This window comes from Natrialba taiwanensis DSM 12281, from assembly GCF_000337595.1.
Lineage (GTDB): Archaea > Halobacteriota > Halobacteria > Halobacteriales > Natrialbaceae > Natrialba > Natrialba taiwanensis.
This window is the reverse complement of record NZ_AOIL01000052.1, coordinates 131,933-155,753: the sequence shown is the minus strand read 5'-3', so window position 1 is coordinate 155,753 and position 23,821 is coordinate 131,933. Positions and strand designations below refer to the sequence as shown.

Annotated in this window: 26 protein-coding genes and 1 pseudogene; 15 read left to right on the top strand and 12 right to left on the bottom strand. The window is 64.4% G+C overall.

Annotated features, from left to right (window positions below):
- Window positions 1–561, top strand: coding sequence for a TATA-box-binding protein (locus C484_RS16275; RefSeq protein WP_005554970.1), 561 nt, complete (start codon window positions 1–3; stop codon window positions 559–561).
- 206 nt (window positions 562–767) lie between these two features.
- Window positions 768–1,832, top strand: coding sequence for a potassium channel family protein (locus tag C484_RS16270; protein WP_006826991.1), 1,065 nt, complete (start codon window positions 768–770; stop codon window positions 1,830–1,832).
- Between the two features lie 60 nt (window positions 1,833–1,892).
- Here C484_RS16270 and C484_RS16265 read toward each other — a convergent pair whose 3' ends face one another.
- Window positions 1,893–2,318: a universal stress protein gene (locus C484_RS16265; protein ID WP_006826990.1), complete on the bottom strand. Its 426-nt coding sequence runs from the start codon at window positions 2,316–2,318 to the stop codon at window positions 1,893–1,895.
- 163 nt (window positions 2,319–2,481) lie between these two features.
- The gene (locus tag C484_RS16260; RefSeq protein WP_006826989.1) at window positions 2,482–2,769 is read right to left on the bottom strand and encodes a DUF5789 family protein; all 288 of its coding nucleotides are present in this window, start codon (window positions 2,767–2,769) and stop codon (window positions 2,482–2,484) included.
- A 152-nt stretch (window positions 2,770–2,921) separates the two neighbouring features.
- Between C484_RS16260 and C484_RS16255 the strand changes: the two genes are divergently transcribed.
- Both C484_RS16255 and C484_RS23745 read left to right on the top strand, forming a co-directional pair.
- Entirely contained in the window at window positions 2,922–3,722 is an 801-nt protein-coding gene (locus C484_RS16255) for a PHP domain-containing protein (protein WP_006826988.1), read from the top strand.
- Between the two features lie 59 nt (window positions 3,723–3,781).
- Window positions 3,782–3,946 carry a DUF6757 family protein gene (locus C484_RS23745; RefSeq protein WP_006665316.1) on the top strand — a complete coding sequence of 55 codons (165 nt, stop codon included), beginning with the start codon at window positions 3,782–3,784 and terminating at the stop codon, window positions 3,944–3,946.
- A 47-nt stretch (window positions 3,947–3,993) separates the two neighbouring features.
- Here the strand turns inward: C484_RS23745 and C484_RS16250 are convergent, their stop codons facing one another.
- The 3 genes and pseudogenes from C484_RS16250 to C484_RS16245 all read right to left on the bottom strand — a co-directional run bounded on the left by C484_RS16250 (window position 3,994) and on the right by C484_RS16245 (window position 5,943).
- Entirely contained in the window at window positions 3,994–4,317 is a 324-nt protein-coding gene (locus tag C484_RS16250; protein WP_006110910.1) for a 4Fe-4S dicluster domain-containing protein, read from the bottom strand.
- A 114-nt stretch (window positions 4,318–4,431) separates the two neighbouring features.
- Window positions 4,432–4,560: pseudogene (locus C484_RS23925) on the bottom strand (TrmB family transcriptional regulator); the annotation flags it as partial.
- 207 nt (window positions 4,561–4,767) lie between these two features.
- Window positions 4,768–5,943, bottom strand: a complete 1,176-nt coding sequence (locus C484_RS16245) for an MFS transporter (RefSeq protein WP_006826987.1) — start codon at window positions 5,941–5,943, stop codon at window positions 4,768–4,770.
- A 309-nt stretch (window positions 5,944–6,252) separates the two neighbouring features.
- Between C484_RS16245 and C484_RS16240 the strand changes: the two genes are divergently transcribed.
- A complete protein-coding gene (locus C484_RS16240; protein ID WP_006826986.1) occupies window positions 6,253–7,383 on the top strand; it encodes an asparaginase in 1,131 nt (376 codons plus the stop codon).
- 21 nt (window positions 7,384–7,404) lie between these two features.
- On the opposite strand, the gene C484_RS16235 is transcribed toward C484_RS16240, so the two are convergent.
- Complete coding sequence (locus C484_RS16235; protein ID WP_006826985.1) at window positions 7,405–8,931, bottom strand: hypothetical protein; 1,527 nt, start codon at window positions 8,929–8,931, stop codon at window positions 7,405–7,407.
- 113 nt (window positions 8,932–9,044) lie between these two features.
- Here C484_RS16235 and hemB point away from each other — a divergent pair, with 113 nt between their 5' ends.
- The 4 genes from hemB to C484_RS16215 all read left to right on the top strand — a co-directional run bounded on the left by hemB (window position 9,045) and on the right by C484_RS16215 (window position 14,541).
- Entirely contained in the window at window positions 9,045–10,049 is a 1,005-nt protein-coding gene (hemB, locus tag C484_RS16230) for a porphobilinogen synthase (protein ID WP_006826984.1), read from the top strand.
- Window positions 10,050–10,554: 505 nt separating this feature from the next.
- On the top strand, window positions 10,555–12,270 hold the full coding sequence (locus C484_RS16225; RefSeq protein WP_006826983.1) for an ammonium transporter: 1,716 nt from the start codon (window positions 10,555–10,557) through the stop codon (window positions 12,268–12,270).
- Window positions 12,271–12,462: 192 nt separating this feature from the next.
- Window positions 12,463–13,809, top strand: coding sequence for a glutamate-1-semialdehyde 2,1-aminomutase (gene hemL / locus C484_RS16220; RefSeq protein ID WP_006826982.1), 1,347 nt, complete (start codon window positions 12,463–12,465; stop codon window positions 13,807–13,809).
- A 60-nt stretch (window positions 13,810–13,869) separates the two neighbouring features.
- Window positions 13,870–14,541, top strand: a complete 672-nt coding sequence (locus C484_RS16215; RefSeq protein ID WP_006826981.1) for a hypothetical protein — start codon at window positions 13,870–13,872, stop codon at window positions 14,539–14,541.
- Between the two features lie 63 nt (window positions 14,542–14,604).
- Here the strand turns inward: C484_RS16215 and C484_RS16210 are convergent, their stop codons facing one another.
- The gene (locus C484_RS16210) at window positions 14,605–14,967 is read right to left on the bottom strand and encodes a group I truncated hemoglobin (protein ID WP_006826980.1); all 363 of its coding nucleotides are present in this window, start codon (window positions 14,965–14,967) and stop codon (window positions 14,605–14,607) included.
- 219 nt (window positions 14,968–15,186) lie between these two features.
- Here C484_RS16210 and hemC point away from each other — a divergent pair, with 219 nt between their 5' ends.
- From hemC to C484_RS16190, 4 genes are all read left to right on the top strand, one after another.
- On the top strand, window positions 15,187–16,323 hold the full coding sequence (gene hemC / locus C484_RS16205; protein ID WP_006826979.1) for a hydroxymethylbilane synthase: 1,137 nt from the start codon (window positions 15,187–15,189) through the stop codon (window positions 16,321–16,323).
- Window positions 16,324–17,163 (top strand): uroporphyrinogen-III C-methyltransferase, encoded by an 840-nt coding sequence (gene cobA, locus C484_RS16200; protein WP_006826978.1) that lies wholly within the window; start codon window positions 16,324–16,326, stop codon window positions 17,161–17,163.
- Window positions 17,160–17,933, top strand: a complete 774-nt coding sequence (locus C484_RS16195) for a uroporphyrinogen-III synthase (protein ID WP_006826977.1) — start codon at window positions 17,160–17,162, stop codon at window positions 17,931–17,933. Before cobA ends, C484_RS16195 begins: the two co-directional genes overlap by 4 nt.
- An 80-nt stretch (window positions 17,934–18,013) precedes the next feature.
- The gene (locus C484_RS16190; RefSeq protein WP_006826976.1) at window positions 18,014–19,582 is read left to right on the top strand and encodes a single-stranded-DNA-specific exonuclease RecJ; all 1,569 of its coding nucleotides are present in this window, start codon (window positions 18,014–18,016) and stop codon (window positions 19,580–19,582) included.
- Here C484_RS16190 and C484_RS16185 read toward each other — a convergent pair.
- The gene (locus tag C484_RS16185; protein ID WP_006826975.1) at window positions 19,574–20,335 is read right to left on the bottom strand and encodes a CehA/McbA family metallohydrolase; all 762 of its coding nucleotides are present in this window, start codon (window positions 20,333–20,335) and stop codon (window positions 19,574–19,576) included. The genes C484_RS16190 and C484_RS16185 overlap by 9 nt on opposite strands.
- Before the next feature lie 214 nt (window positions 20,336–20,549).
- Window positions 20,550–20,939, bottom strand: coding sequence for a hypothetical protein (locus C484_RS16180; protein WP_006826974.1), 390 nt, complete (start codon window positions 20,937–20,939; stop codon window positions 20,550–20,552).
- A gap of 175 nt (window positions 20,940–21,114) precedes the next feature.
- On the opposite strand from C484_RS16180, the gene C484_RS16175 reads away from it, so the two are divergent.
- On the top strand, window positions 21,115–21,444 hold the full coding sequence (locus tag C484_RS16175; protein WP_006826973.1) for a DUF5783 family protein: 330 nt from the start codon (window positions 21,115–21,117) through the stop codon (window positions 21,442–21,444).
- A 59-nt stretch (window positions 21,445–21,503) separates the two neighbouring features.
- On the top strand, window positions 21,504–21,863 hold the full coding sequence (locus C484_RS16170; protein WP_006826972.1) for a NifU family protein: 360 nt from the start codon (window positions 21,504–21,506) through the stop codon (window positions 21,861–21,863).
- Between the two features lie 94 nt (window positions 21,864–21,957).
- On the opposite strand, the gene C484_RS16165 is transcribed toward C484_RS16170, so the two are convergent.
- The 3 genes from C484_RS16165 to C484_RS16155 all read right to left on the bottom strand — a co-directional run bounded on the left by C484_RS16165 (window position 21,958) and on the right by C484_RS16155 (window position 23,675).
- Window positions 21,958–22,863, bottom strand: a complete 906-nt coding sequence (locus tag C484_RS16165; RefSeq protein ID WP_006826971.1) for a ketopantoate reductase family protein — start codon at window positions 22,861–22,863, stop codon at window positions 21,958–21,960.
- A 38-nt stretch (window positions 22,864–22,901) separates the two neighbouring features.
- On the bottom strand, window positions 22,902–23,201 hold the full coding sequence (locus C484_RS16160; protein WP_006826970.1) for a DUF7130 family rubredoxin-like protein: 300 nt from the start codon (window positions 23,199–23,201) through the stop codon (window positions 22,902–22,904).
- 261 nt (window positions 23,202–23,462) lie between these two features.
- Window positions 23,463–23,675, bottom strand: a complete 213-nt coding sequence (locus C484_RS16155) for a hypothetical protein (RefSeq protein WP_006826969.1) — start codon at window positions 23,673–23,675, stop codon at window positions 23,463–23,465.
- Window positions 23,676–23,821: the final 146 nt, after the last annotated feature.

Below are 23,821 nucleotides of genomic sequence, written 5' to 3'. Positions count from 1 at the left end.
ATGACGGATCCGAAGGACACCATCAACATCGAAAACGTGGTGGCGTCGACCGGCATCGGGCAGGAACTCGACCTCCAGAGCGTCGCGATGGACTTAGAGGGGGCCGACTACGACCCAGAACAGTTCCCCGGTCTCGTCTACCGGACGCAGAATCCAAAATCCGCAGCGCTGATCTTCCGCTCGGGGAAGATCGTCTGCACCGGGGCAAAGAGCACCGACGACGTCCACGAGAGCCTTCGTATCGTCTTCGATAAGCTCCGTGAACTCCAGATTCAGGTCAACGAAGACCCCGAAATCGTCGTCCAGAACATCGTCACCTCGGCCGACCTCGGGCGGAACCTCAACCTGAACGCGATCGCGATCGGCCTGGGACTCGAAAACATCGAGTACGAACCGGAGCAGTTCCCCGGTCTCGTCTACCGCCTCGACGAACCCGAAGTGGTCGCACTGCTTTTCGGTTCGGGCAAGCTCGTCATTACCGGCGGCAAGAAGCCTAAAGACGCTGAACACGCGGTCGACAAGATCGTCTCCCGACTCGAGGATCTCGGCCTGCTCGAGTAACGCGACTCGACTTTCGTTTCCGACGCCGACGGTTCGAGTGTCGACGCTGCCGCCATCGGCCCCTGTTTCCGTTTCGTCGCCCATCCCTCGTTTGCCACCGGTCTCCACTCCACCTTACTCTGTCACTCCTCGCGTCGATCGCCCGCTGTCGTCCGTCGCTGGCCCATCGTTGACGGTCACCCATCCCGTAGTCGTGTGACGGATCAATGCAACCACTGTTTCTGCTCGCCGGACTCGTCGTGCTGGCCGCCGTCATCATCGACTTACTCTGGACGACGCTCTGGGTTGATGGGGGCTCCGGCCCGCTGTCCGGTCGGCTCACGACCGGCGTCTGGCACGGCCTTCGACGTGCCACCGGCGACCACCCCCGCGCGCTCAGCCTCGCCGGCCCGATCATCCTCGCGCTCACCCTCGCGATGTGGATCGGACTCATCTGGCTCGGCTGGACGCTCCTCTTTGCTGGGGGCACGGCAGCCCTCGTCGACAGCCAGACCGGCGACCCCGCAACCTGGGCCGGACGGCTCTACTACGTCGCCTACACGATGTTCACCAGCGGGAACGGCGACTACACGCCGACGAGTTCAGTCTGGGAACTCGTCAGTTCGTTCACGACGGCGACGGGGATGGCCTTCGTCACGCTCGGGGTGTCCTACGTCCTCTCGGTGCTCGGTGCGGTTTCGGAAAAACGAGCGTTCGCCAGCGACGTGACCGGGCTGGGCGAGCGGAGCGAGGCGTTCGTGCGGACGAGTTGGACCGGTGGCGCTGCCGCCGCCGATTCCGAAATCGATAGTCGTCGCCCGGATGGCGGGCGAGCCAGCGAGGCGCAGAACCCGTTCAGCGGACTCGATCTCCCGCTCGAATCGCTCGCCTCCCAACTCAGCCTCCTTGCGGAGCAGCACAAGTCCTACCCGATCTTGCACTACTACCACAGCGACCAGGCCGCGCAGGCCTCCGCCGTCGCCGTCCCGATTCTGGACGACTCGCTCACGCTCTTTCGCCACGGGATTCCCGACGAAGAGCAGCCGAATCCGACGCTGATCGAGGACGCCCGCACGAGCGTCCATCGCTATCTCGAGACGCTGGACACGGCATTTATCGACCCCGCAGCAGAGGAGCCACCCGCTCCTGAACTCGAGCGGCTGCGCGAGGAGGGGATTCCGACCGTTTCCGACGAGGAGTTCGACGCTGCGCTCGAAGAGTTATCGGAGCGTCGACGGAAGCTACTGGGCGTCGTTCGGGCCGATGCGTGGGAGTGGCCGCCGGCGAAGTGATGGGACGGGGCGATCGGGATAGATATTCGAGACCGATCGCCGCCGCGAACGGGAACGGGCTCACCGAACGATCGTCACCGGGACCGGCGAGCGTCGCGTCACCGTCTCGGCGACGCTCCCGAGGAGCACCCGGCTGACGCCGTGTCGACCGTGGCTCCCCATGACGACGTGGTCGATATCGTGCGTCGAAATGTACTCGGTAATCGTCTGGGCCGGCGTCCCGATCTCGAGTTCAGTCTCGATCGTCACGTCGCGATCTGCAACCTGGCTGTGGGCATCATCGAGCAGTTCGGTGCCGTATGCCCGAAGCTGATCGATGAACTCGTCCGTGAAGATGGCACCGTCAGTGCCGTAGGTGGAGAAGTTTCCCACATCGATGACGTGCAAGAGCGTGATCGTCGCGTCCGGGTACTCCTCGACAGCGAACGTGAGCGCCGACCGGGATTGCTGTGACCGATCGATCGGAACGAGGACGTGTTCTGGCATGTGTCTAGTTAGCACTCGGTAGCTAAATCGTTGCCGTTCGTCGGCGGTCGAATTCGGTGACGAGACGCCGATCGGTCGGACGAGGAGAGACTGCAGTCGCCCGAATCAGGAACGCGCTGTCGATGGTTTCGAAAACTCGAACGGACGGACGGGTGCCGCAGCCCTAGAACGAGACGGCATCCGGCGAGTACGGACTCCCGACCGGCGTCGGATCGCGGTCGCTGTAACCGACGCGGCCAACGGCCTTGTTGCTCACGGCCGAGTAGACGGCGAGGTGGGCGTCGTCCGCCGATTCGAAGGTTTCGGACTCGAGGCGGGCGAGTACGTCGCTGACCGTCTCGGAGCCGTTCGAAAGTTCGAGGACGCGGTCGCCACAGTCCTCGATCAGTTCCTCGGTCGTCGCGGGGTACTCGTGGTCGTCGATGACCTCGGCGGTGCCGTTTGAAAGCATTACACCCAGTTGTCCGTGAACAATGATTATAAACATTGTCCATAATGAATTCCTAGTGCCACCCAAGACCTAATACAGCTAGAATGGGTCGACACCGCACGACCAAACCGACACTGAAAACGTCTTTATCGCCGGGACGGCTCGCATGAGCCATGCCCTACGCCGACCTGCACGTCCACACGACCCGCTCCGACGGCAGCCTCGAACTGGCGGACGTCCCCGCGGCTGCCCGCCGGGCGGACGTCTCGGTCGTCGCCGTCACGGATCACGACCGCCTCCAACCGTTCGATGCCCCCCTCTCGGAACGCGACGAGGTGACCGTCGTCAACGGCATCGAACTCCGCGTCGAACTCGATGACGAGACCGGTGCTTCCGACGGAAGCGGCCAGCGTGTCGACCTCCTCGCCTACGGCATCGAACCCACGGCCGAACTCGAATCGCTGACGGCGCGCATCCAGGAGAACCGCATCAAGCGCGGCCGAGCCATCGTCGACCGCGTCGAAGACCGCCTCGACATCGACCTCGACGTTACCGTCGCCGACGGCTTCGGACGCCCGCACGTCGCCCGCGCCGTCGACGCCAATCCGAACACCGACTACGGCTACGAGGACGCCTTCGAGCACCTCATCGGCGACGACGGCCCCTGCTTCGTCGCCCGCGACGTTCCGTCGTTCGAGGAGGGCCGACGAATACTCGCGGACGCCGCACAACTCGTCTCGCTCGCCCACCCGCTTCGCTATCCCGACCCGGACGGCGCGCTGGAATACGCCGCAGAACTCGACGCCGTTGAACTCGCGTATCCCTACGGTCGATCGGTGGATCGCACGCCGGTCGAGCGGGCCATCGAGCGATACGACCTCCTCGCGACTGGCGGCACCGACGCCCACGAAGAGACGCTCGGCGTCGCCGGGCTCTCCGAGGCCGAGTTCAGTCGGCTGAATCTGACAGCGTGAAAATGTAAATCCTGTCCGGGAGCGGAGGGTTCAATGTTCCGTGTCTCCAATAAAGCTGTATGAACTGCCACTACTGTGACCGCGAGGCCGCCTTCGCCGCCGAATCCGATGGCCTCAAAGTCGGGCTCTGCGAGGACCACTTCCGCGAGCGGTTACAGGAACTCGCCGAAGCCGACGGCCTCGAGAACTTAAAGGAGAAGGTCGACGTGGATCGTGCCGAGTAACGTCTTGGGAAGGCGTCTGACTGGTTGACTGGTTGGTAGTGGCCGATTCAGGCCGATCGTCCGGCATCGACATCAATCGCGTCGACCGGACAGACATCGACGCAGAGCATACAATCGATACACTGGGCCTCGTTTGCGGGGTCCGCTTTTTCCTCGCTTTCAGGGTGACCCGGCGTGTCAAGCCACTCGAAGACGTCGACCGGACAGTCCTCGAGACAGGCACCGTCGGCAATACAGAGATCGAAGTCGACCGCGACGTGTGTCCCGTGAATACCGAGTTCGTCCGGTTCGTCGACGGGCCCCCAGACGCTGTGGCCCTCGTGGTCGTCGACCTGCTCGCGGGTTTCGTGAAACTGCGGATCGATGGCCATTGCTAGCAGAGGAAAAGGGCCGATGCGTACTTAAAAGCACGGACTCGGTGTCGGCGGTGTGACCGGTTGATCGCCCGCTCGCCGGACTGACGGTTCGGATTTTCTCGCCCGGTCTCACCCGCCATCCGTCCGGTCGTCGGCGTACTGCTCGAGTCGGTTGTCGAGCAGCGTTCGAACCCAGGCCGCAAAGCCGTGATCGTTGCCGTAGGTCCACACCGCCGTCTCCTGGACGACATCCGGGATGGAGCCGATCGGTAAGATTTCGTGGGTCGAGGTTACCCAGACTGCGAGCGGCTTGCCGCAGGCCTCACACCGTGCTGCGCCTCTCTGTCGCGTTGGTTCCGTTATTACGCGATTTTCGCCGGCAAGAATTATAAACCTATTGTCATTTTAACAGTAGTACGACGATCGTTACTGCTGCCGTAACAACAGCGCTCACAACGGCGGCTGTCAGTACCCGAGCGAGAGCGCCCAGTTGACGACGAGCGCACAGAGCACGAGCGCCAGCAGGCCCGCAAGCATGGCGAAGGCAACCCCCCAGTTGAAGAGGTCCGCTACCAGTCCGGTGCCGACCGAGCCGAGCGCGCCGACGAAACCGTAGACGGTGCGGATGAGGCCGAAGCCGGCCCCGCGTTCGGCGTCCGAAAGCACGTCCATGAACCGCGGCAGCAGGGCGGCCCCCCAGCCGAGTCCAGTGCCGATCAGGAGCACGGCGACGGCCACGGCGGTGAAGCCTGGACCGACGACGAGCAGCGCGAACCCGGCCGACGCTAGGAGCATACAGCCCGCCGTGGCGAAATCGCGACCGTAGCGGTCCGAAATCGCCCCGACACCGACCTGCGTCGTCGCCTGGACGACGAAGTAGCCGGCGAAGACGACGCTCGCGAGTTCAGTCGAGTAGTTCCGGTGGTGCTTGAGAAACGTGGGGAGGAACGTGGAGGTCGCTTGCCAGACGAACGCGGCGGCGATGGCGAGACAGATTGGAAACGCGATCTGCGGCCGCGAGAGGAGGTCGGCCATGGCACCGAGGTCGAATCGGTCGCGCATCGATTGGTCGGGTCGACGGGGGGCGGTCGGCTCGATGAACTGCGCAAAGAGCACGTAGACCAGGATCGCGACCGGAATCGCGATGGCGACGGCCGGCCGCCAGCCGTAGGTGACGCCGACCCAGCCGGCGATCGGCGGCGCGATGAGGCCGGCGGCGGGACCGCCGCTGTTGTGAATGCCGATCGCGGCCCCGATCTCGTCGTAGGTCCGGGTGAGCAACGTCGTGGCGACGCTGTAGTGGAGGCCGGCGACGGCACCGAGCGCGACCGTGCCGAAGACGAAGACGGCGAAAACGGGGGCGGCCGCGAGGAAGAGACTCGTCACCGCCGTTCCGCCGACAGCGATCAGGATGATCGGGCGCTCGCCATACCGATCGGCGAAGATGCCGCTCGGGAACTGCGAGAGGAAATAGGCCATCCACATGCCCGTCATCGCGATGCCGACGACCGTGTTCGAGACGCCGAACTCGTCTTTGATCATCGGTAGGACGGGGCTGATCGCCAGCCGGCCGACCATCGTCGCGAAGAACGCGAGCGTCGACAGCGCGAGGACGGTTTCGCTGTATCGCCAGCGCCTCATTCGTGATCTCGCCGTCGCGTCGCGTATTCGGCCGGTCGCCTCTCGTGGTCGTGTCGTCGGTGAGTCGTCGCCATTGTCGAGCGCGTCGGGGGTGAAGTGTCCCGGCGGACGGAAACGCGGCGTCCCGACCGGTCACTCGCGCCGAGAGTTCATCCGTTCGTCACCGGCGTGTACGGATGAGGATATTGGTCCCGGCAGTCGCCGCCGTGGAGTGGTGTGACGACGCTCACCACGTGAGACGGGTGGTTCGTCGCGACGGCACTCCCATGCTGGACTAGAACCTTCCCGGTGGCGAGCGAGGTGAGCGGTATGGAGACGGAACGATCGCGGTCGCGGTCACGGTCACAGTCGCAGTCAGAAGTAGACTCACAATCACAGTCGCAATCCCGACCGCACGTCAGAATCCTCAGCACCGGCGGCACCATCGCGAGCACTGGCGAGAGCGAGACGAGCGGAAAGACGCCCACCCGTACCGGCGACGAACTCGTCGACGCCGTCCCCGAACTGGCCGACTACGCGACCGTCAGCGTCGAGACGGTCTGTCAGCGCTCGGGGTTTCAGATAACCGCCGAGCAGGCGACGACGATCGTCGATGCGGCCGAACGCGCCGCCGAAGACGGCGTTACCGGCGTCGTCGTCACCCACGGCACCGACACGATGGCCGAATCCGCCTACTACCTGGACCTCGTCTCGGCGGCCGACGTTCCGGTCGTGTTCACCGGCGCACAGCGCCCCTTCGACCAGCCCGGCACGGACGGCCCGGCAAATCTGCTCACAGCCGTTCAGACAGTCGTCGACGACCGATTCCGGTCCGGCAGCTATCTCGCGTTCAACGACGCCGTTCACGCCGCCCGCTGGGTCCGCAAATCCCACACGAGCAAACTCGAAACGTTCGCCTCGCCCGGCGCGGGGCCGGTCGCCGAACGCACGCCGAACGGACTGCGAACGTTCCGCGAGCCGCGCAGCTACAGCAACGCCACGGCGATTCCGGATACCGGCGCGCGAATCGACCCCGACGTGCGCGTCGAACTCGTGACGAACGCGATGGGCATCGACGGCACGCAGGTCGAGCGCGCACTCGACGACGAGACCGTAGACGGCTTCGTCCTCGCCGGCACCGGACTCGGCAACGCGACCGCCGAACTCGGGGCCGCACTCGAATCCGCGATCGACGCCGGCTATCTCGTCGTCCTCACCTCCCGCTGTCACGCCGGGAGTTCGGCCGGGCTGTACGGCGGTCCCGGCGGCGGGCGAACACTTCTCGACGCCGGTGCGATTTCCGGCGGCGACCTTTCGCCGTGGAAGGCCAGGGTAAAAACTGAACTCGTGCTGTCAGCGGCGGCGACCGATGCAGATGTAGATGCGGACACAAATACAGACACGGACGCGCTACGAAAACAGGTCACAGCCGCGTTCGACGGCATCGAGTCGGTCAATTGAGCCGCAACACTGGCTCGTCTCTCAGGTGGACTCGAGCGATGCAGTCGCTTCGAACAGGTCGCCCTCGTAGGCGATCGTGTGCGTTGTATCCGATTCGAAGTCGAACCAGCGGAGCGCAGTGGAACGATCCGTCCGTACCTGAACTCGTTCGACATCGTCCCCGAACAGCGGCAGCGAGTTCCGGAACGCTCGAAATGACGGCCGGGGGAGCTGCTCAGGAATGACGCGGGCGTCGGCCGTCGATGCTGCTCCGGCTGACGGCGACCCGACCCGACTGACGGTAACCGTTGCCGGGCGACGGGCGTCCGCGTAGTTTGGCAGCCGGACGACCCGCTCCGTCCCGTCGCTGCGGGCATCGTCGACCACCGCGTCGGCCTCCGGATCGACGTGCAGATCGGGCGCATCGAGTTCAACGAGCGCCGCGTGGGTTTCCGAGTCGACACTATATCCGACCGTATAGGCATACTGCCCGCCGCCGAGGAAGCCCACCGTCCGCTCACCCTGGTGCGTGATCGGCTCACCCGCGTAGACGACGAGTTCGGAGTCGTCGATAGCACCCGGAGTGACCCACGATAGCGGTTGCGGAGTCATCCAGGGCGCGATGTGGTGCCACGCGCCGTCAACCAACTTGTACAGCCGCCACTGGTACGGATTTCCGGACAGTCGCTCGCGGGCGTGGTTGACGAGACTGAACTCGATCCGTGCCGGAGCCGTGACCGACTCGCGACTCGGCTCGAGAAATACCGGCGTCTCGGGCGTCGCCTCGTGGTACCATCGAACGTCGTCTCGGTCCGGAAGCGGTGGGACTGTCGTCCCGGCGAACGTCGAGTCGCCGTTTGGACCCGGCTGTTCAGTCGGCCAAATGGCGATTTCGAACGAGTTCTCTCCGTAATTGAACCGATAGCGACGGTCCTCGATGGGTTGTGTTCCGGGCTGGTGGTGACCGAGCAGGTAGTATTCAGCGCTGATGCGCTGGTCGGCCTCGAGCGTAATCGTCTCGGGGAACCAATCGCCGCTGGGGCTGGTGAGTCGCCAGCGGCCATCGTCGTCCCGGTCGTACTCGGGCGTCGTTTCGGCGAGTGGGTGGGCTTCGGCTGGAGCGAGGTACACCGCGTCACGGTCACCGGGCGAGCGACTGGCTACCAGCTCGTCGAGAACAACCAGCCGATCCGGCTCGAACGTCTGTTCGTAGGACCGCATATTCGCGATGATTGCCGTGAGCGTCGCCGGCGACGACGAGGTTGCCGGCTCGTCGAAATCGAGCGCCATCATGAGACCGTCAGCGGTACGCACTCGACCGGTAACCGCGGCAGTTAGCGGTGCCGTCTCGAACTCGACGACCGTCGGGTTCGTTGCCAGGGTTCTACTGTCGGCTTGTTCGGTTAGCTCGTCGGACTCGTCCGTCTCGGAACTGCCATTGGAAGTGTCGTCTCCCTGCGCTGGCGAACGACCTGCATCACCGTCGACTGCGGCGAGTTCAGTGCAACCGGCGAGCAGGACGCTGCCACCGGCGAGTGTCTGGAGGAAGCGTCGGCGGTAACGGGACATACGTCAACTATCGTGAGAATACCCGTAAAGATATGGATAGCTCAAAGCCGTCTTTCACCGTTCGGACCGCTCGCGAACGCACCGCTTTTGCCCGTTCCGTGACTAGCGCCGGTATGGATCTCACTCACCGTCCCCGCCGCCTGCGAGAAGACCGCGTTCGTGAACTCGTCAGCGAGACGAGCCTCGAGCCGGCGGATCTCATTGCGCCAGTGTTCATCGATGCGACGACGGCGGAGCGCCAGCCGATCGAGTCGATGCCGGGGCACGAGCGCGTGCCGATCGAGGACAGCGTGGCTCGCGTCGAGGAGGTGCTCGAAACGGGCGTCGAGGCGGTGATGCTGTTCGGGATTCCGGAGTCGAAAGACGCGAAGGGAACGCGGGCCTGGGCCGAAGACGGCGTGGTCCAGGAGGCGACGCGACGGATTACCGCCGAGACGGACGCCTACGTCATCACCGACGTGTGTCTGTGCGAGTACACCGAGCACGGCCACTGCGGAACGCTCGAACCCGGTATCCGCGAGACCGAGACTGGATCGCGCGAGGATCCGTCGTTGACCGTCGACAACGACGCTACACTCGAGTCCCTCCGGAAGACGGCCATCTCCCACGCCGTGGCCGGTGCGGACATGGTTGCGCCGAGTAGCATGACCGACGGCATGGTCGGCGCGATTCGAGACGAACTCGACGGCGAGGGCTTCGACGACGTGCCGATCATGAGCTACGCCGCGAAGTACGAAAGCGCCTTCTACGGCCCGTTTCGGGACGCCGCCGACGGGGCACCCGCCTTCGGCGACCGCCGCCACTACCAGATGGATCCCGCCAACGCCCGCGAAGCCATGCGCGAGGTCCGCCTCGACGTCAAGCAGGGCGCGGACGTATTGCTGGTCAAACCCGCGCTTCCGTACCTCGACATCGTCGCCGACGTTCGCCGCGAGTTCGAACAGCCGGTTGCCGCCTACAACGTCTCCGGCGAGTACGCGATGCTCCACGCGGCGGCGGAGAAGGGCTGGCTCAATCTCGAGGAAACCGCCCGCGAATCGCTGCTGTCGATCAAGCGGGCCGGGGCGGATCTGATTCTTACCTACTTCGCCGAGGACATCGCCGAACAACTGCGCTGAACGGGGATCATTTCGGGGTGGTGCCCCATCGATTGCGGACGAATCGCCGGATTTGGGTCCGATACTCGATCGATAACGCACGGGCGTCGACAGCAAACCCAGTGTGAGACACCACATTCGGACGAACGTCCAACCGATGTCCGCATTCGCCGAGCGGGCGGCAACATCTGCCGCGCGTGCGGTGTCGTGTCACATTTTGTCGTCACCTCGGTACGATACGCTACATATCGCCGTTAGTTCGAGTTCACGAACGCCGGATAGATACCCGGGAAACGAAAAAGGCACAAAATCCAACACCCTTATACACATTAAATCGCCTTTAGATTTGTTCGGCTGTCCCTATTATGCGCTGATTTTTGGACAAGCAACAACGCTAATCCTTATATGAGTCTGGTACATCGAGGATAAACGTGATTCAGAACAGAACCATGGAGTCGATTGGATGGGATATGGACATATGTCTACAAACTCTGGATAGCAGTACGCAGGTGGAGGTGAGCGGATAATGGAGACGATGGTGCTCCAGACCGAGCCCGATGCGTTGATGGAGGCGATCAACTACACGTGGATTCTCGTCGTCACGTTCCTGATCTTCTTCATGCACGCCGGCTTCGCCATGCTCGAGGCGGGGCAGGTGCGCTCGAAGAACGTTGCTAACCAGCTGACGAAGAACTTGCTGACCTGGAGCGTCGGCGTAACGGTGTTCTTCCTCATCGGAATCGGCATCGAAAGCGCGGTCGCCGGCGCGGGGTTCGAGCCCGCGTTCACGGGTAACGGGACGGGGTGGATCGACTGGCTGTACGGTGCCGTCTTCGCGATGACGGCGGCGACCATCGTCTCGGGAGCTGTCGCCGGCCGTGCGAAGCTCCGTGCGTACGTCACCTACACGTTCCTGCTGGCCGCAGTCATCTATCCGGTCGTCACCGGGATCACCTGGGCCGGCGGGTATATCGAGACGCTCACGGGCACGCCGTTCTCGGACTTCGCAGGCGGGATGATCGTCCACGGCATGGGCGGTATCGCCGGCCTCACCGCCGCGTGGATCCTCGGTCCGCGTATGGACCGGTACAACAGTGACGGCACCGCAAACGTCATTCCTGGTCACTCGCTCACGTTTGCCGTCCTCGGAACGTTGATCCTCGCCTTCGGCTGGTACGGCTTCAACGTCGGGACGTCGGCGATCTTCTCCGAAGAGGGCGCGTTCCTCAGTGAGCAGCTCGGTCGCGTCGCCATGACGACGACGATCGCGATGGCCTGCGGCGCGATGGGTGCGGGACTCGTCGCGTGGCTCAAGACGGGGAAGGTCGACACGCTATACGTTGCGAACGGACTGCTCGCCGGGCTGGTCGGGATCACCGCGATTCCGGACGCCTCGACCTGGTGGGGTGCGTTCCTCGTCGGCGGTCTCGCCGGCGCGCAACTCCCGCTCGTCTTCGGATTCGTCGAAGACTACCTGAAGATCGATGACGTCTGTGCGGTCTTCCCCGTTCACGGCTCCGCGGGCGTCCTCGGCACGCTGCTGTTCCCGCTCGTTGCAACGTCGGGATACATGGCGGATCTCGGCGCGACCCGCACCGAGGCATTCATCGCCCAGTTCGCCGGCGTCGCCATCATTGCCGTCTGGACGATCGCTGCGACCGCTGTGATCTGGTTCGTGTTCAAAGCCGCCGGACAGGCCCGCGTCACGCCCGAACACGAACGCGACGGCCTCGACGTCTCCGAACACGGCGTCGACACGTACCCCGAGTTCGGCCAGCCGGATGTCGCCACTGACGGCAGCGGCACCGTCTCGGACGTTCGAACCGACGGCGGCAGCCCGGCGCGTGCAGGCGACGCTGAGCCAGAAATCCGGACCGACGGGGGCAAGCCGAACGGCGGCGAGATCAAGATGGTCACCGCGATCATCCGCCCCGACCGCCTCGGCGAGGTCAAACAGGCGCTCGCCGAAGCGGGCGCACCGTCACTGACCGTCACCAACGTCTCCGGTCGCGGCTCCCAGCCCGCAAAGAAGGGCCAGTGGCGCGGCGAGGAGTACACGGTCGACCTCCACCAGAAGGTCAAAATCGAGTGCGTCGTCGCCGACATCCCCGCCGCCGACGTCGTCGACGCGATCAGCGAAGGCGCTCACACCGGCGAACCCGGCGACGGGAAAATCTTCGTGACGCCCGTCGAGAGCGCCTACCAGATCCGCACCGGCAAGACCGGTTCGGACGCCGTCTGAACCGACAACCGACACGCCCTGGTTCTGAACTCGGGGGAGGGACAGAACCACGGCTACCGGACAGCCAGTCTCCGGATGGCAGGACATCACGGGGGGTCTGTTTTCGTTCACCAATCGTTCAGCAGCGTCATGATCGGGAGCCGTCAGTCGAACCTCGGTACTACTTTGCCGTTCCGTTACCTAGGCCCGCGCATGACCGACGACAACTCGCGTGCGCTGTACGACCGGGCACTCTCCGTGATGCCCGGCGGCGTGAACTCCGCCGTTCGTGCGGCGATCGAACCCTATCCGTTCTTCGTCCAGAAAGGCGACCGCGGCCACGTCATCGACGCCGACGGCAACCGCTACATCGACTGGGTCATGGGCCTCGGCCCGCTGCTGCTCGGCCACAACCTCCCCGAATCCGTCCAGGCCGGCATCCAGCAGAAAGCCAGCGAAGGACCGATGTACGGCACGCCCACCGAAATCGAAGTCGACCTCGCCGAGTTCGTCGTCCGCCACGTCCCGAGCGTCGAAAAGATCCGCTTCGTGAACTCGGGAACCGAGGCGACGACCTCCGCGGTCCGACTCGCACGGGGCTATACGGGCCGGAACAAGATCGTCGTCATGCAGGGCGGCTACCACGGGGCCCAGGAGTCGACGCTGGTCGAGGGCGACGCCGACGACCGCGCTCCCTCTTCGGCGGGAATCCCGCAGGCCTTCGCCGAGCACACCCTCCCGGTGCCGTTCAACGACGAGGACGCGATGCGCGAGGTCTTCGAGGAACACGGCGAGGACATCGCAGCCGTTCTCACCGAGCCGATCCTCGGCAACCACGGCATCGTCTACCCCGAAGACGGCTACCACGAGTTCGTCCGCGAGATCACGACCGAGTACGGTGCCTTACACATCTTCGACGAAGTCATCACCGGCTTCCGCGTCGGTGGCCTCGGCTGTGCCCAGAGTAAGTTCGGCGTCACACCCGATCTCACCACCTTCGGGAAGATCATCGGCGGCGGCTTCCCGGTCGGCGCGATCGGCGGCCGCGCCGAGATTATCGAGCACTTCACGCCCGCCGGGGACGTCTTCCAGGCTGGCACCTTCTCCGGCCACCCCGTCACGATGGCTGCCGGCCTCGAAACGCTGCAGTTCGCCGCCGAAAACGACGTGTACGCGCACGTCAACGACCTGGGCGAACAGCTTCGCAGCGGCCTCACCGACATCGTCGCCGACCAGGCCCCGAGTTATACCGTCACCGGCACGGACAGCATGTTCAAAGTCATCTTCACCCGCGAAGGGCCGGGGCGAGACGAACTCGACGGCCAGTGTCCGGCCGGCTCCCGACAGGACCCCGACTGCCCGCGCTACGAGTTCAGTCCGAAGAACGCGGGCGACGTGAAAGCCGCCGAAACCGACCGCTGGCGGCGCATCTTCTGGGGACAGATGAAAGAGCAGGGCGTGTTCCTCTCGCAGAACCAGTTCGAGTGTCAGTTCGTCAGCTACGGGCACATCAAAGCGGACGTCGAGGACACCCTCGAAGCGTATAAGGAAGCGCTGTAAGTCGACCACAGCGACGCGACGACGAACTGTTATGGGGCGGGGCGTGGTTCGATACCGCAGGTGTCGACGACCCGAGCCGACCACGACTGGGCGCGCATCCTGGAGCACCTCCTGTATCTCGTTCCCCCCGTCGCCGGGGTCGGTATCGTCGGCGTTCTACAGGAACTCGAAGTCGGCGTTCCCGGCCTCGATCAGGTGCTGTTCCTGCTCGGAACCTCCGGCTATACGGTCCTCACGATCGGGATCACGGTCGCGATTGTCTGCGATGCGAGCCGCGTTCGGCGGCGGCCGAAAGCGAGCGGCAACTGGCGGCCCCGGCCCTGGCTCAACGGGCTCTTCGCGCTCGTCTGGGCCCCCGTCGCGGGCGTGGCCTATCTGGCCCGGCGACATAGATACTTCGGGACGCCGCCGGGGTGGTCCGGCTGGTGGCTCCTCGTTCTGGGCTCGCTGGTGGCGACGCTCCTCGGAGCCGCCGTCGCAGCCATCGCGTACGTTCTCGCGATCCCAGGGCTGATCACGGCTGCAATCGGGCTGGCGAGCACGGTTGTCGTCGGTTCGTTCCCGGTCGCGATCCACCGGGATGCGGCGTACGTCTGCACGCAGCCGAACTCGTGGCGGCCGAATCCCGGGGTCTACCTGGGGCTCGCGTTTCTGAGTCTCACCGTCGCGCCGCTGCAGCCGCTCCTTGCGGGGTACTATCTGTACAAGCGCCGAGCGGTGGTGGACAAGTGAGAAGGCGCATCCGCATCCACAACCACACCCCGCCAGAGCAATCGGCCAGGACGCGAAGACGGTTCAATCGGCCGTGACGATCGCATCCTCGTAACTGCCGAACTCCGCGAGGACGGCCTCCCGGTCGGCTTCGTCGACATCGAACTCGGCCAGCGTGTCGTCCAGATGCGTCGCGATGGCGTCGAAGTCGGCGCGACCGATGTCGAGATCGGCGTGCACGGCTTCCATATCCGCGCCCGTGTACTCGACCGGGCCGCCCGTGACCGCGCTGAGGAACTGCGCTTGATGGGCGCGCTGTTGTTGCATGTCGACATCCTCGAAGAAGGGGGCGAGGCGCTTGTCGGCGAGGACGCGATCGTAAAACCGGTCGACGACTGCGGTCAGCGCGTCCTCGCCACCGAGGCGCGTATAGAGCGTCTCTGTCATCTGGATCGATATTATCGCCGGTTGATGATAAGTACCGCCCCGAACATGTTATTCGAACCCGGTCAGTTCACCCGTTATCGGCCGTTGCGGCCGGCTTCCACGACTGCCCGCGAGCTTCGTGACGATTCAGCCAGCCTCTATGGCGACCCTGGAACCGGACAGTGTGGCCAGCGCCGGACAAGCGTGCGCTTTTCATACCTCAGGCGAGGACTACTCTCTATGAGAACGCGTGGGACGTTGCGACTGGCGACACGGGGATCGGCCCTCGCCCGGCGGCAGGCCGCACTCGTGAAAGAAGCCCTCGAGAACCGCCGGTACGAGGTCGAACTCGTGACCGTCGAAACGACCGGCGACCAGATCCGAGACGAACTCATTCACCGCCTCGGCAAGACCGGTGCCTTCGTCCGCGAACTCGACGAACGGGTCCTCGACGGCGACCTCGACGGCGCGATCCACTCGATGAAGGACATGCCGACCGAACAGCCCGACGAACTCGTCACCGCCGCCATCCCCGAACGGGGCCGCCCGGGCGACCTCCTCGTCACGCCCGACGGATCACCACTCGCGGAACTCCCGGACGGTGCAACCGTCGGCACCTCGAGTCTCCGCCGGCGCGCACAACTCCTGTCCGAACGGGCCGACCTCACGGTCGAACCGCTCCGCGGCAACGTCGATACCCGCCTCGAGAAACTCCTCGCGCCCGCGCTGCAGGCCGAACACCAGGAACGCAGCGATGCCGACAAAGAACGGAAGGGGAATACGGGTAACGAGGACTTCGAGCCGGAGTACGACCGCACCGTCGACGAGTGGTTCGACGACCTCTCCGAACTCGAAAAGCAGGCCCTCAGCCGCGAGGTCGACACCGAGTACGACGCCATCGTCCTCGCACAGGCCGGCCTCGAACGCAGCGGCCTCACCCACTACGTCGACGCCCAGGAACTCCCGACAACGACGTTCGTCCCCGCACCGGGACAGGGCGCACTCGCCGTCACCGCGACCGACGGCGAAACCGCACGCGAGATCCAGACCGCGATCGACCACCCGCGCAGCCGCGTCGAGACAACCGTCGAGCGAACCATCCTCGCCGAACTCGGTGGCGGCTGTATCGCCCCGATCGGCATCTACGCGATCGTCCAGGGAGAGTTCGTCCACACGAGCGTGAGCGTCTTCGACCGCGACGGCGAGGAGTCGGTGACGGCGACCCGCGACCTGCCGATCGAAACCCACGCCGAAGCGGCCCGCGAGTTCGCCGCTGAACTCGCCGACCAGGGCGCTGCGGCGTTGATCGACACGGCGCGCGAGGACGCCGAAGGAAACGCGGAACCGAGTCAGGAGGACCAGCCGGAGGGAAAGTAGATGGGGCGCACGGCTGAATCCGAGTCCGGTTCCGAGCACGAACTCGAACCCGAACCCGGCACCGTCTTCCTCGTCGGCAGCGGTCCCGGCGATCCCGACCTGCTCACGGTCAAGGCAAAACGCCTCCTCGAATCGGCCGATGTCGTCCTTCACGACAAGCTCCCGGGGCCAAAGATCATCGAAATGCTCCCCGAGGACCGCCGCGAGGACGTCGGCAAGCGCGCCGGCGGCGAGCGCACGCCCCAGTCGGAGATCAACGAGCGACTGGTCGAACTTGCCCGTGAGGGCAAGTCCGTCGTGCGGCTCAAGGGCGGCGACTCGTTCGTCTTCGGCCGCGGCGGCGAGGAAGCCGAGTACCTCGCCGCCCACGAGATCCCGTTCGAAGTCGTCCCCGCCGTCACGTCCGCGATCGCGGCACCCGCCGTCGCCGGAATCCCGGTCACCCACCGCGATCACGCCTCGTCGGTCTCCTTCGTCACCGGCCACGAGGACCCCACGAAGGCCGAGTCGTCGGTCGACTGGGACGCGCTGGCCGCGACCGGCGGCACCATCGTCGTCCTGATGGGCGTCGGTCGGCTGCCGGATTACACGGCCGCGCTTCGGGAAGCTGGTATGGCCCCCGAGACGCCGGTCGCGCTCGTCGAACGCGGCACCTGGCCCGGCCAGCGCGTCGCCACGGGAACGCTCGAAACGATCGTCGACGTGCGCGACGACAAGGACATCTCGCCGCCGGCCGTGACCGTGATCGGCGACGTTGCGGGCACCCGTGAGTCGGTGGTCGAGTTCATCCGGAACGAGTACGGCGAAGCGACCGACGAGAAGACTGGAGGAAACCGATGAGCGACGCCGCACCGCTGGAAACGGAGACACAGACACCGACCGTCGCCGTCTTCCGCCCCGACGACGAACGCCTCGCGGCGGCCGCCGACCGCCTCGAATCACTCGGCGTCAGACCGCTTCCGGACCCGATGCTCGCCGTCAAACCGACCGACGCCGTCCCGCGAACCGACGCCGACTACGCCGTCCTCACGAGCAAGACCGGCGCCGAACTCGTCGCCGACGCGGGTTGGGACCCCGGCAATGCGACCGTCTGTGCGATCGGCTCCGCGACGGCCGATTCGCTCCGCGAGGAAGGCTACACAGTGGATCGCGTCCCCGACGAGTTCACCTCGAGCGGCCTCGTCGCCGAACTCGCCGCGGAGACCGACGGCGCGCGCGTCGAAGTCGCCCGCAGCGACCACGGCAGCGACGTGTTGCTCGAGGGCTTCGAGAACGCGGGCGCGTACTGCCACGAAACCGTCCTCTATCGGTTGGTCCGTCCGGAGGGCAGCGGCGCGTCGACCGCCGCGGCCGCCGCGGGTGAACTCGATGGGGCCTGTTTCACCTCGTCGCTAACCGTCGCGCACTTCCTTGAGGCCGCCGCGGAACGGGGCGTTCGCGAGGAGGCGCTCGCGGGACTCGACGAGGCCGTCGTCGGCGTCATCGGCGAGCCGACCGCCGCGACAGCGGCCGAATACGAACTCGATGTCGATCTCGTCGCGAGCGAGGCAACCTTCGAGACGCTGGCCAGCGAGACGGTCGACGCGGTGGCCGAACGGAATCGCGACTGATCGCCCACGAACACGACACGACCCCCCGCTGCGAGCCGAGGACCGCAGGTTTATCCCCGAAGCCGACCCACAGTCGACCGATGGCTGGCCCGATCCCCGAACTCGAGGAACGCGCGACCGAGTGCGCACGGCGACTCGCCGACGCCGACCGCGTTCTGCTCGCCTCCCACATCGACGCCGACGGACTGACGAGCGCCGCGATCGCCTCGCAGGCGCTCGAGCGAGCGGGTATTCCGTTCGAAACCGTCTTCGAAAAACAACTCGACGCGGACGCGATCGCCGAAATCGCGTCGACCGAGTACGACACCGTCCTCTTTACGGACTTCGGGAGCGGCCAGCTCGACGAAATCACCGTCCACGAGGACGAGGGCGCGTTCACGCCTATCATCGCAGATCACCACCAGCCGGCCGACAGCGAAACGCACTATCACCTCAACCCGCTCCTGTTCGGCATCGACGGCGCATCTGAACTCTCGGGCGCGGGCGCGAGTTACGTGCTCGCACGGGCGCTCGCGGACGTTTCGGAGCAGCCGACGGAGCGGACGATGACGACGGACGGCGGCGCAGCCGCCGCCCGCGCCGACAACCGCGACCTCGCAGCCCTCGCCGTCGTCGGCGCGGTCGGGGACATGCAAGCCTCGGGCGGTGAACTCCACGGCGCGAACGAACAAATTGTCGCCGAGGGCGTCGACGCCGGCGTCATCGAAACCAGCACGGATCTCGCACTCTACGGCAAACAGACCCGCCCGCTCCCGAAACTCCTCGAGTACGCCACCGACGTCCGCATTCCCGGGGTTTCGGGCAGCGAACGCGGCGCGCTCTCGTTTCTCGACGACCTCGATCTCGAGTTGAAACGGACGGGTGGCGGGGACAACACCGGCACCGGCACCAGCACCAGCACCGGCGACGGCAACTGGCGGCGCTGGGCGGAACTCTCCGACGACGAAAAGCAAACCGTCGCCAGCGCCCTCGTCAAACGCGCCGTCTCCCGCGGCGTCCCCGCCTCGAAAATCGACCAACTCGTCGGCACCGCCTACGTCCTCAGCGAAGAACCCGTCGGCACCGAACTCCGCGACGCCAGCGAGTTCTCGACGCTGCTCAACGCGACCGCGCGCTACGACCGCGCCGACGTCGGCCTCGGCGTCTGTCTCGGCGACCGTGACAAGGCCCTGGACCGAGCCCGCACCCTCCTGCGAGACCACCGGCGAAACCTCTCGAACGGCATCGAACTCGTCACCGAGGAGGGCGTCACCCACGCGGAGCACGTCCAGTGGTTCCACGCGGAGGACCGCATCCGGGAGACCATCGTCGGCATCGTCGCCGGAATGGCGATGGGCAACGCAGGCATCAGCCGCTCGAAGCCGATCATTGCGTTCGCCGACAAACGCGACGCATCCGGCTCGGATGCGCCAGATCGGAACGATTCGGAAAAGCGCGAGCAAACCCAGGACGTCAAAGTCTCGGCCCGCGCCACGCACAGCCTGACCCGCCAGGGACTCGACCTCTCGGTCGTCATGGGTGAGGTCGCACGGGCCGTCGGCGGCGACGGCGGCGGCCACAACGTGGCGGCCGGCGCAACCGTCCCGAAGGGCGAAGAACGGGCGTTCGTCGACCGCGCCGACGAACTCGTCGGCGACCAGCTATCCTGACCGCTCCATCGACGCCGGAACCGTCGGCACGAGCGGCGCGTGCGAGGTCAGCACGAACGCCGACTTCCGAACCGCTCCCTTGGCGTACTGCACCGAACTCTTGTGGATCGGCGTTCGCTTTCCTCGAATCTGCGTCCGGCCCTCGAGAATGGCCTCGACGAGGTCCTCACCGTCAATATCGGCCTTCGTCGGCGTTCCGTTGTCCGTCTCGGGCGTCACGCGTACCTCAGTGTACGCCCTCCCGACGTTTGGCAGGTAGTGCGCATCACTCGCGCCGATTTCAGGATACTCACGCCGGCGAGCGAACGTCCGCGCGCGGCGATTTCGGTAGCCGGTAAAGAGCATCGAGTTGTAGGTCTCGATCGCATCTGCATCTTGGATACGGCGTTTGCGAACACCGTGGCGACTTCGCTGGAACGGATGCGGAACGATCGCGATGCCGCCGAGTTCTCGAACGGCGGCGACAGTGTCCATGAACGGCTGGCCGGGGTCGGGACGTTCGTCGACACCGATTGCGAGCAGATGGCCGTGCCGCGTCGACACCTCGACGCCTGGAATCCCGAGCAGCCCGTACTCGGGGGCAAGCGCGGCGGCGCGGCGCGATTCGCCGATTTCGTCGTGGTCGGTAATAACGACGCCGTCGAGATCGATGTCGGCAGCGTGTTCGAGAATGAGTTCGACCGGCTCGTGGCCGTCGTAGGAGTCGTCCGAGTGAACGTGAAAGTCGATCGTGAAGGGGATCGGCGCTGTCATGAGGACCGGGGATGCACACGTGTACTGTCGATAGAAGCTTAAACACTCGGTTGCGAGCAGGATCGACCGTAGCCATATTCTATATCGCGATATGGGATTTATGGAGAGTAGGTGCCTGCTGAGACGACTCGGAGTCGCGGTCAGGTGTGGATGAGGAGTAAAGGCGTTTAGAGGTGGATGAGGGAGTACACTGTAGCCGAGCCGTCACGCACAATCAGCCCGATGGCGACCGGTTCTCCGGGACGAAATCCGAAAACGAAATCTTGCCCAGCGTCTCCATCACTTCGATCGGGTCCGACGGCCGCTCGACCGAGTCGTGAACTCGATGCATACACTTGAGCAAGCCGCTGACTGCAGCACTCCGGTTCGAGACACGAGCGATCGCCTCGGAAACCGTACGATCACCGAGCAAGTACCGATAGCGAAGTTCCCAGTACCCACAGAGCCCAAAGCCAGGATGAGACTGCGCCGCTTCCGTCCGATCAGCCACCAACACGATCGACGACTGGCCGTGATGGTACACGAACCGACCGTCACCGTACTCGGTCGGCCCCCAGTCCGGCGGGAGTTTCTCCCAAGGAATGGGGTGCGTATCGAATGGCATAGTCGACAGTATCGCCACTGAATAAGGTGTTCGTTCCGCTTGCGTACGCACGCCACCTGTAGGGACCGCCTACAATGTCACTCTCTGAGAGTAATAGCCACCCTCACAGCGACCATCGCGAATACCGACCGGGACAACCGTCCGACTTTTGTCCTCACTCGCGTTCGGATATGATATGGCAGACACGAACACCGAGTTCGACCCCGAAAAATTCGAGGACAAGTACGCGAACTACTTTCCCGAGCTCCAACAAGCCTACAAGAACGCGTTCAACCGGATGAACGACCGCTATGACTCCGAACTCGTCCACGCAATCGACCAACAGGTGTTAAACGAAAGCGAACCCTTCTACGACGGCGACGGCGAGTTCCACGTCGAACTACCCGACGACCCCTACGACCGACTTACCGGTACTATCGTCGAACAGGACCGATTCGAAGACGTTCTAGACCACCACGTCGATGCCATCGAAACTGAACTCGAACGCGTCTTTGGATTCGCCTGAGCGGCGCGACGATGGGGACCGACGGAAGGTTTAGGGAGGCTCAGCCCTAACGGCGAGATATGAGTACCGAAACCCAAGGCGGAGACGACCTCGAAGACCGCGTCGCGAACTTCCTGCGACGGAACTTCCCACAGATCCAGATGCACGGCGGGAGTGCGGCGATTCAGGACCTTGACCGTGAAACGGGTGAAGTCTCGATCGCCCTCGGCGGTGCCTGCAGTGGCTGTGGTATCTCGCCGATGACGATTCAGGCAATCAAGAGCCGAATGGTCAAAGAAATCCCCGAAATCGAGCAGGTCAACGCCCAGACCGGAATGGGTGGGGACGACGACATGGGCGGTGGCATGAGCCCGTCGTTCCCCGGCGAGACCGTCGACGACGACGGCGAGACCGACGAAGGTCCCGAAGCACCGTTCTGATCGCGTAGGGCCAGTTTCCTCGTGCCGGAAGCGTATTGCCCGTTCTCACCGCTGCTGAGGACTACTCTTCATCCGCAGAGTCTCTCCGATCCGCCTATCGAAGCCCACACCCGTGCTCCCAGGTTTCAAGCAACGCAGTGAGCGTCCGATTCGTCGGTACCGAAACACCCAATTCATCGGCGCGCTCGACCACATAGCCGTTGATCGCATCGATTTCTGTCCGCCGGCCCGCACGGACATCCTGGGCCATCGAAGACGAGTTCAGCGCGGTCTGTCGTGCCACGCGAGTCATCGTCTCGACGGCCGTCTCGTCCGAGAGGGAAATGCCGTCAGCCCGGGCAACGTGGGCTGTTTCTCGAGCGGCTGCTCGTGCGAGTTCAGTAGCAGGATCGGCGAGAACGGCCTCGTTTTTCGTTCCGGTAAGCGCCGTTAGCGGATTGATACCGGCGTTAACAGCGAGTTTCCGCCAGAGTCGGGTCGGCATATCACTCGCAACGGTTGTTTCGAGCGGGCTCAGCACGAATGCCTCGCCGACGCGGTCGGCAAGTTGGGTCGACCCACCCGATCGCGGGCCGAGAGTAACCTCGCCCAGTCCGGTGCACTCGACGACACCGGGCTCGCGCAATAGCGCCCCGTAGGTTGCCGTTCCGGCCAGGACGGGAACGCCAAGCCGGCCCGCGAGCGTCGCTTCGTTTCCCATCCCGTTTTGGAGCGAGAGCACGGCGTCGAACGAGCCGGTCGAAAGTGCATCAGCGGCCGCTGCCGTGTCGAAGGATTTGACCGTCACGACCGCGAGTTCAGCGGCGAGTTCTGTTCCGTCCGTTACCGCCGCGGGAGCGACGGTCTCGCTGAACTCGCCCGCGAGTTGCAGGCCGGCCGTCCGTACCGCGCTCGCGTGTGGGTCGCGGGCGACGAGCGTCACCTCGTGTGCGCCAGATTGGGCAAGGAGTCCACCGACGAGACTGCCGAGGCTCCCGGCTCCGAAGACCACGATCTCCATACCGGCCCGTCGCGCCACACGCGATAAAAACGCTCGTCTCAGTCCTCGGTCCAGTAGTACAGATCCTCCCGCTCGGTGCCACAGGATGGACACCGCTCCGGCAGTTCGCTGTCGAGTTCGTCCATCGCTCCGCACTCGAGACAGCGCCACATCAGATGGGCCTCGCCGAACTCGTGGCCGGAGCGGACGTGTTCAATGCTCATCCCCTCAATACCGTCTCGAATCGTCACGTAGAACCCGTCCTCGTCGAAGCCGCGAATGCGACCGACGGGGGATCCATCTTCGCTGTAGACGGTGGTGCCGAAGCCGAGCCGAGGATTTTGTTGTTCCTCACTCATGTGGGTTGCTACCACTCGGAGGCGTATAAACCCAGTTCCGTACGAAGACGCCCTGAATATCCGGTTTGCGAGAAATACTCGTCTCAGGGGGCGTTCGGCATAAACCAATTATAGCGATACAAAATAGGTGGCCGAAGACGGGCACGTCAGAAATAATCGCTTGGTCTTCGGTATCGCAGTAGGTAGTAGCGCGATTTCGGTCTGCAGTCTCGGTGCTGAAATCGAAAACGGAGGTTCGGGAAGAAGGGATGCTTATTGCCGTCAATCGGCGAGGTAATAGGAGTTATAGAACAGTAGCAGGCCGATGAATGCAGCGACGAATGCCATTGTTGCAATCGCGTATGCGACTATTCCCTCAATACCTACGATGGATACGACCGTTAGCGTTGCTATTCCAGCGATGAAGAAGGCACCGACGAGGAATAAGACGTTGCCGAGGTAAGGGGGTTCATCGGCCGTTTCGTTGGGGACCATATTCGGCGATACGCGCTATTTAGTTATAGTATTTCTGTCACTCTCTTTTAAGCAACTCTGTCCAATGCTGTACTACCTGTACGTAGCGGATGTTGAGGCTCCGTTCCGAATAACGAACCACGCTACTATCGACTACTACGATTCGC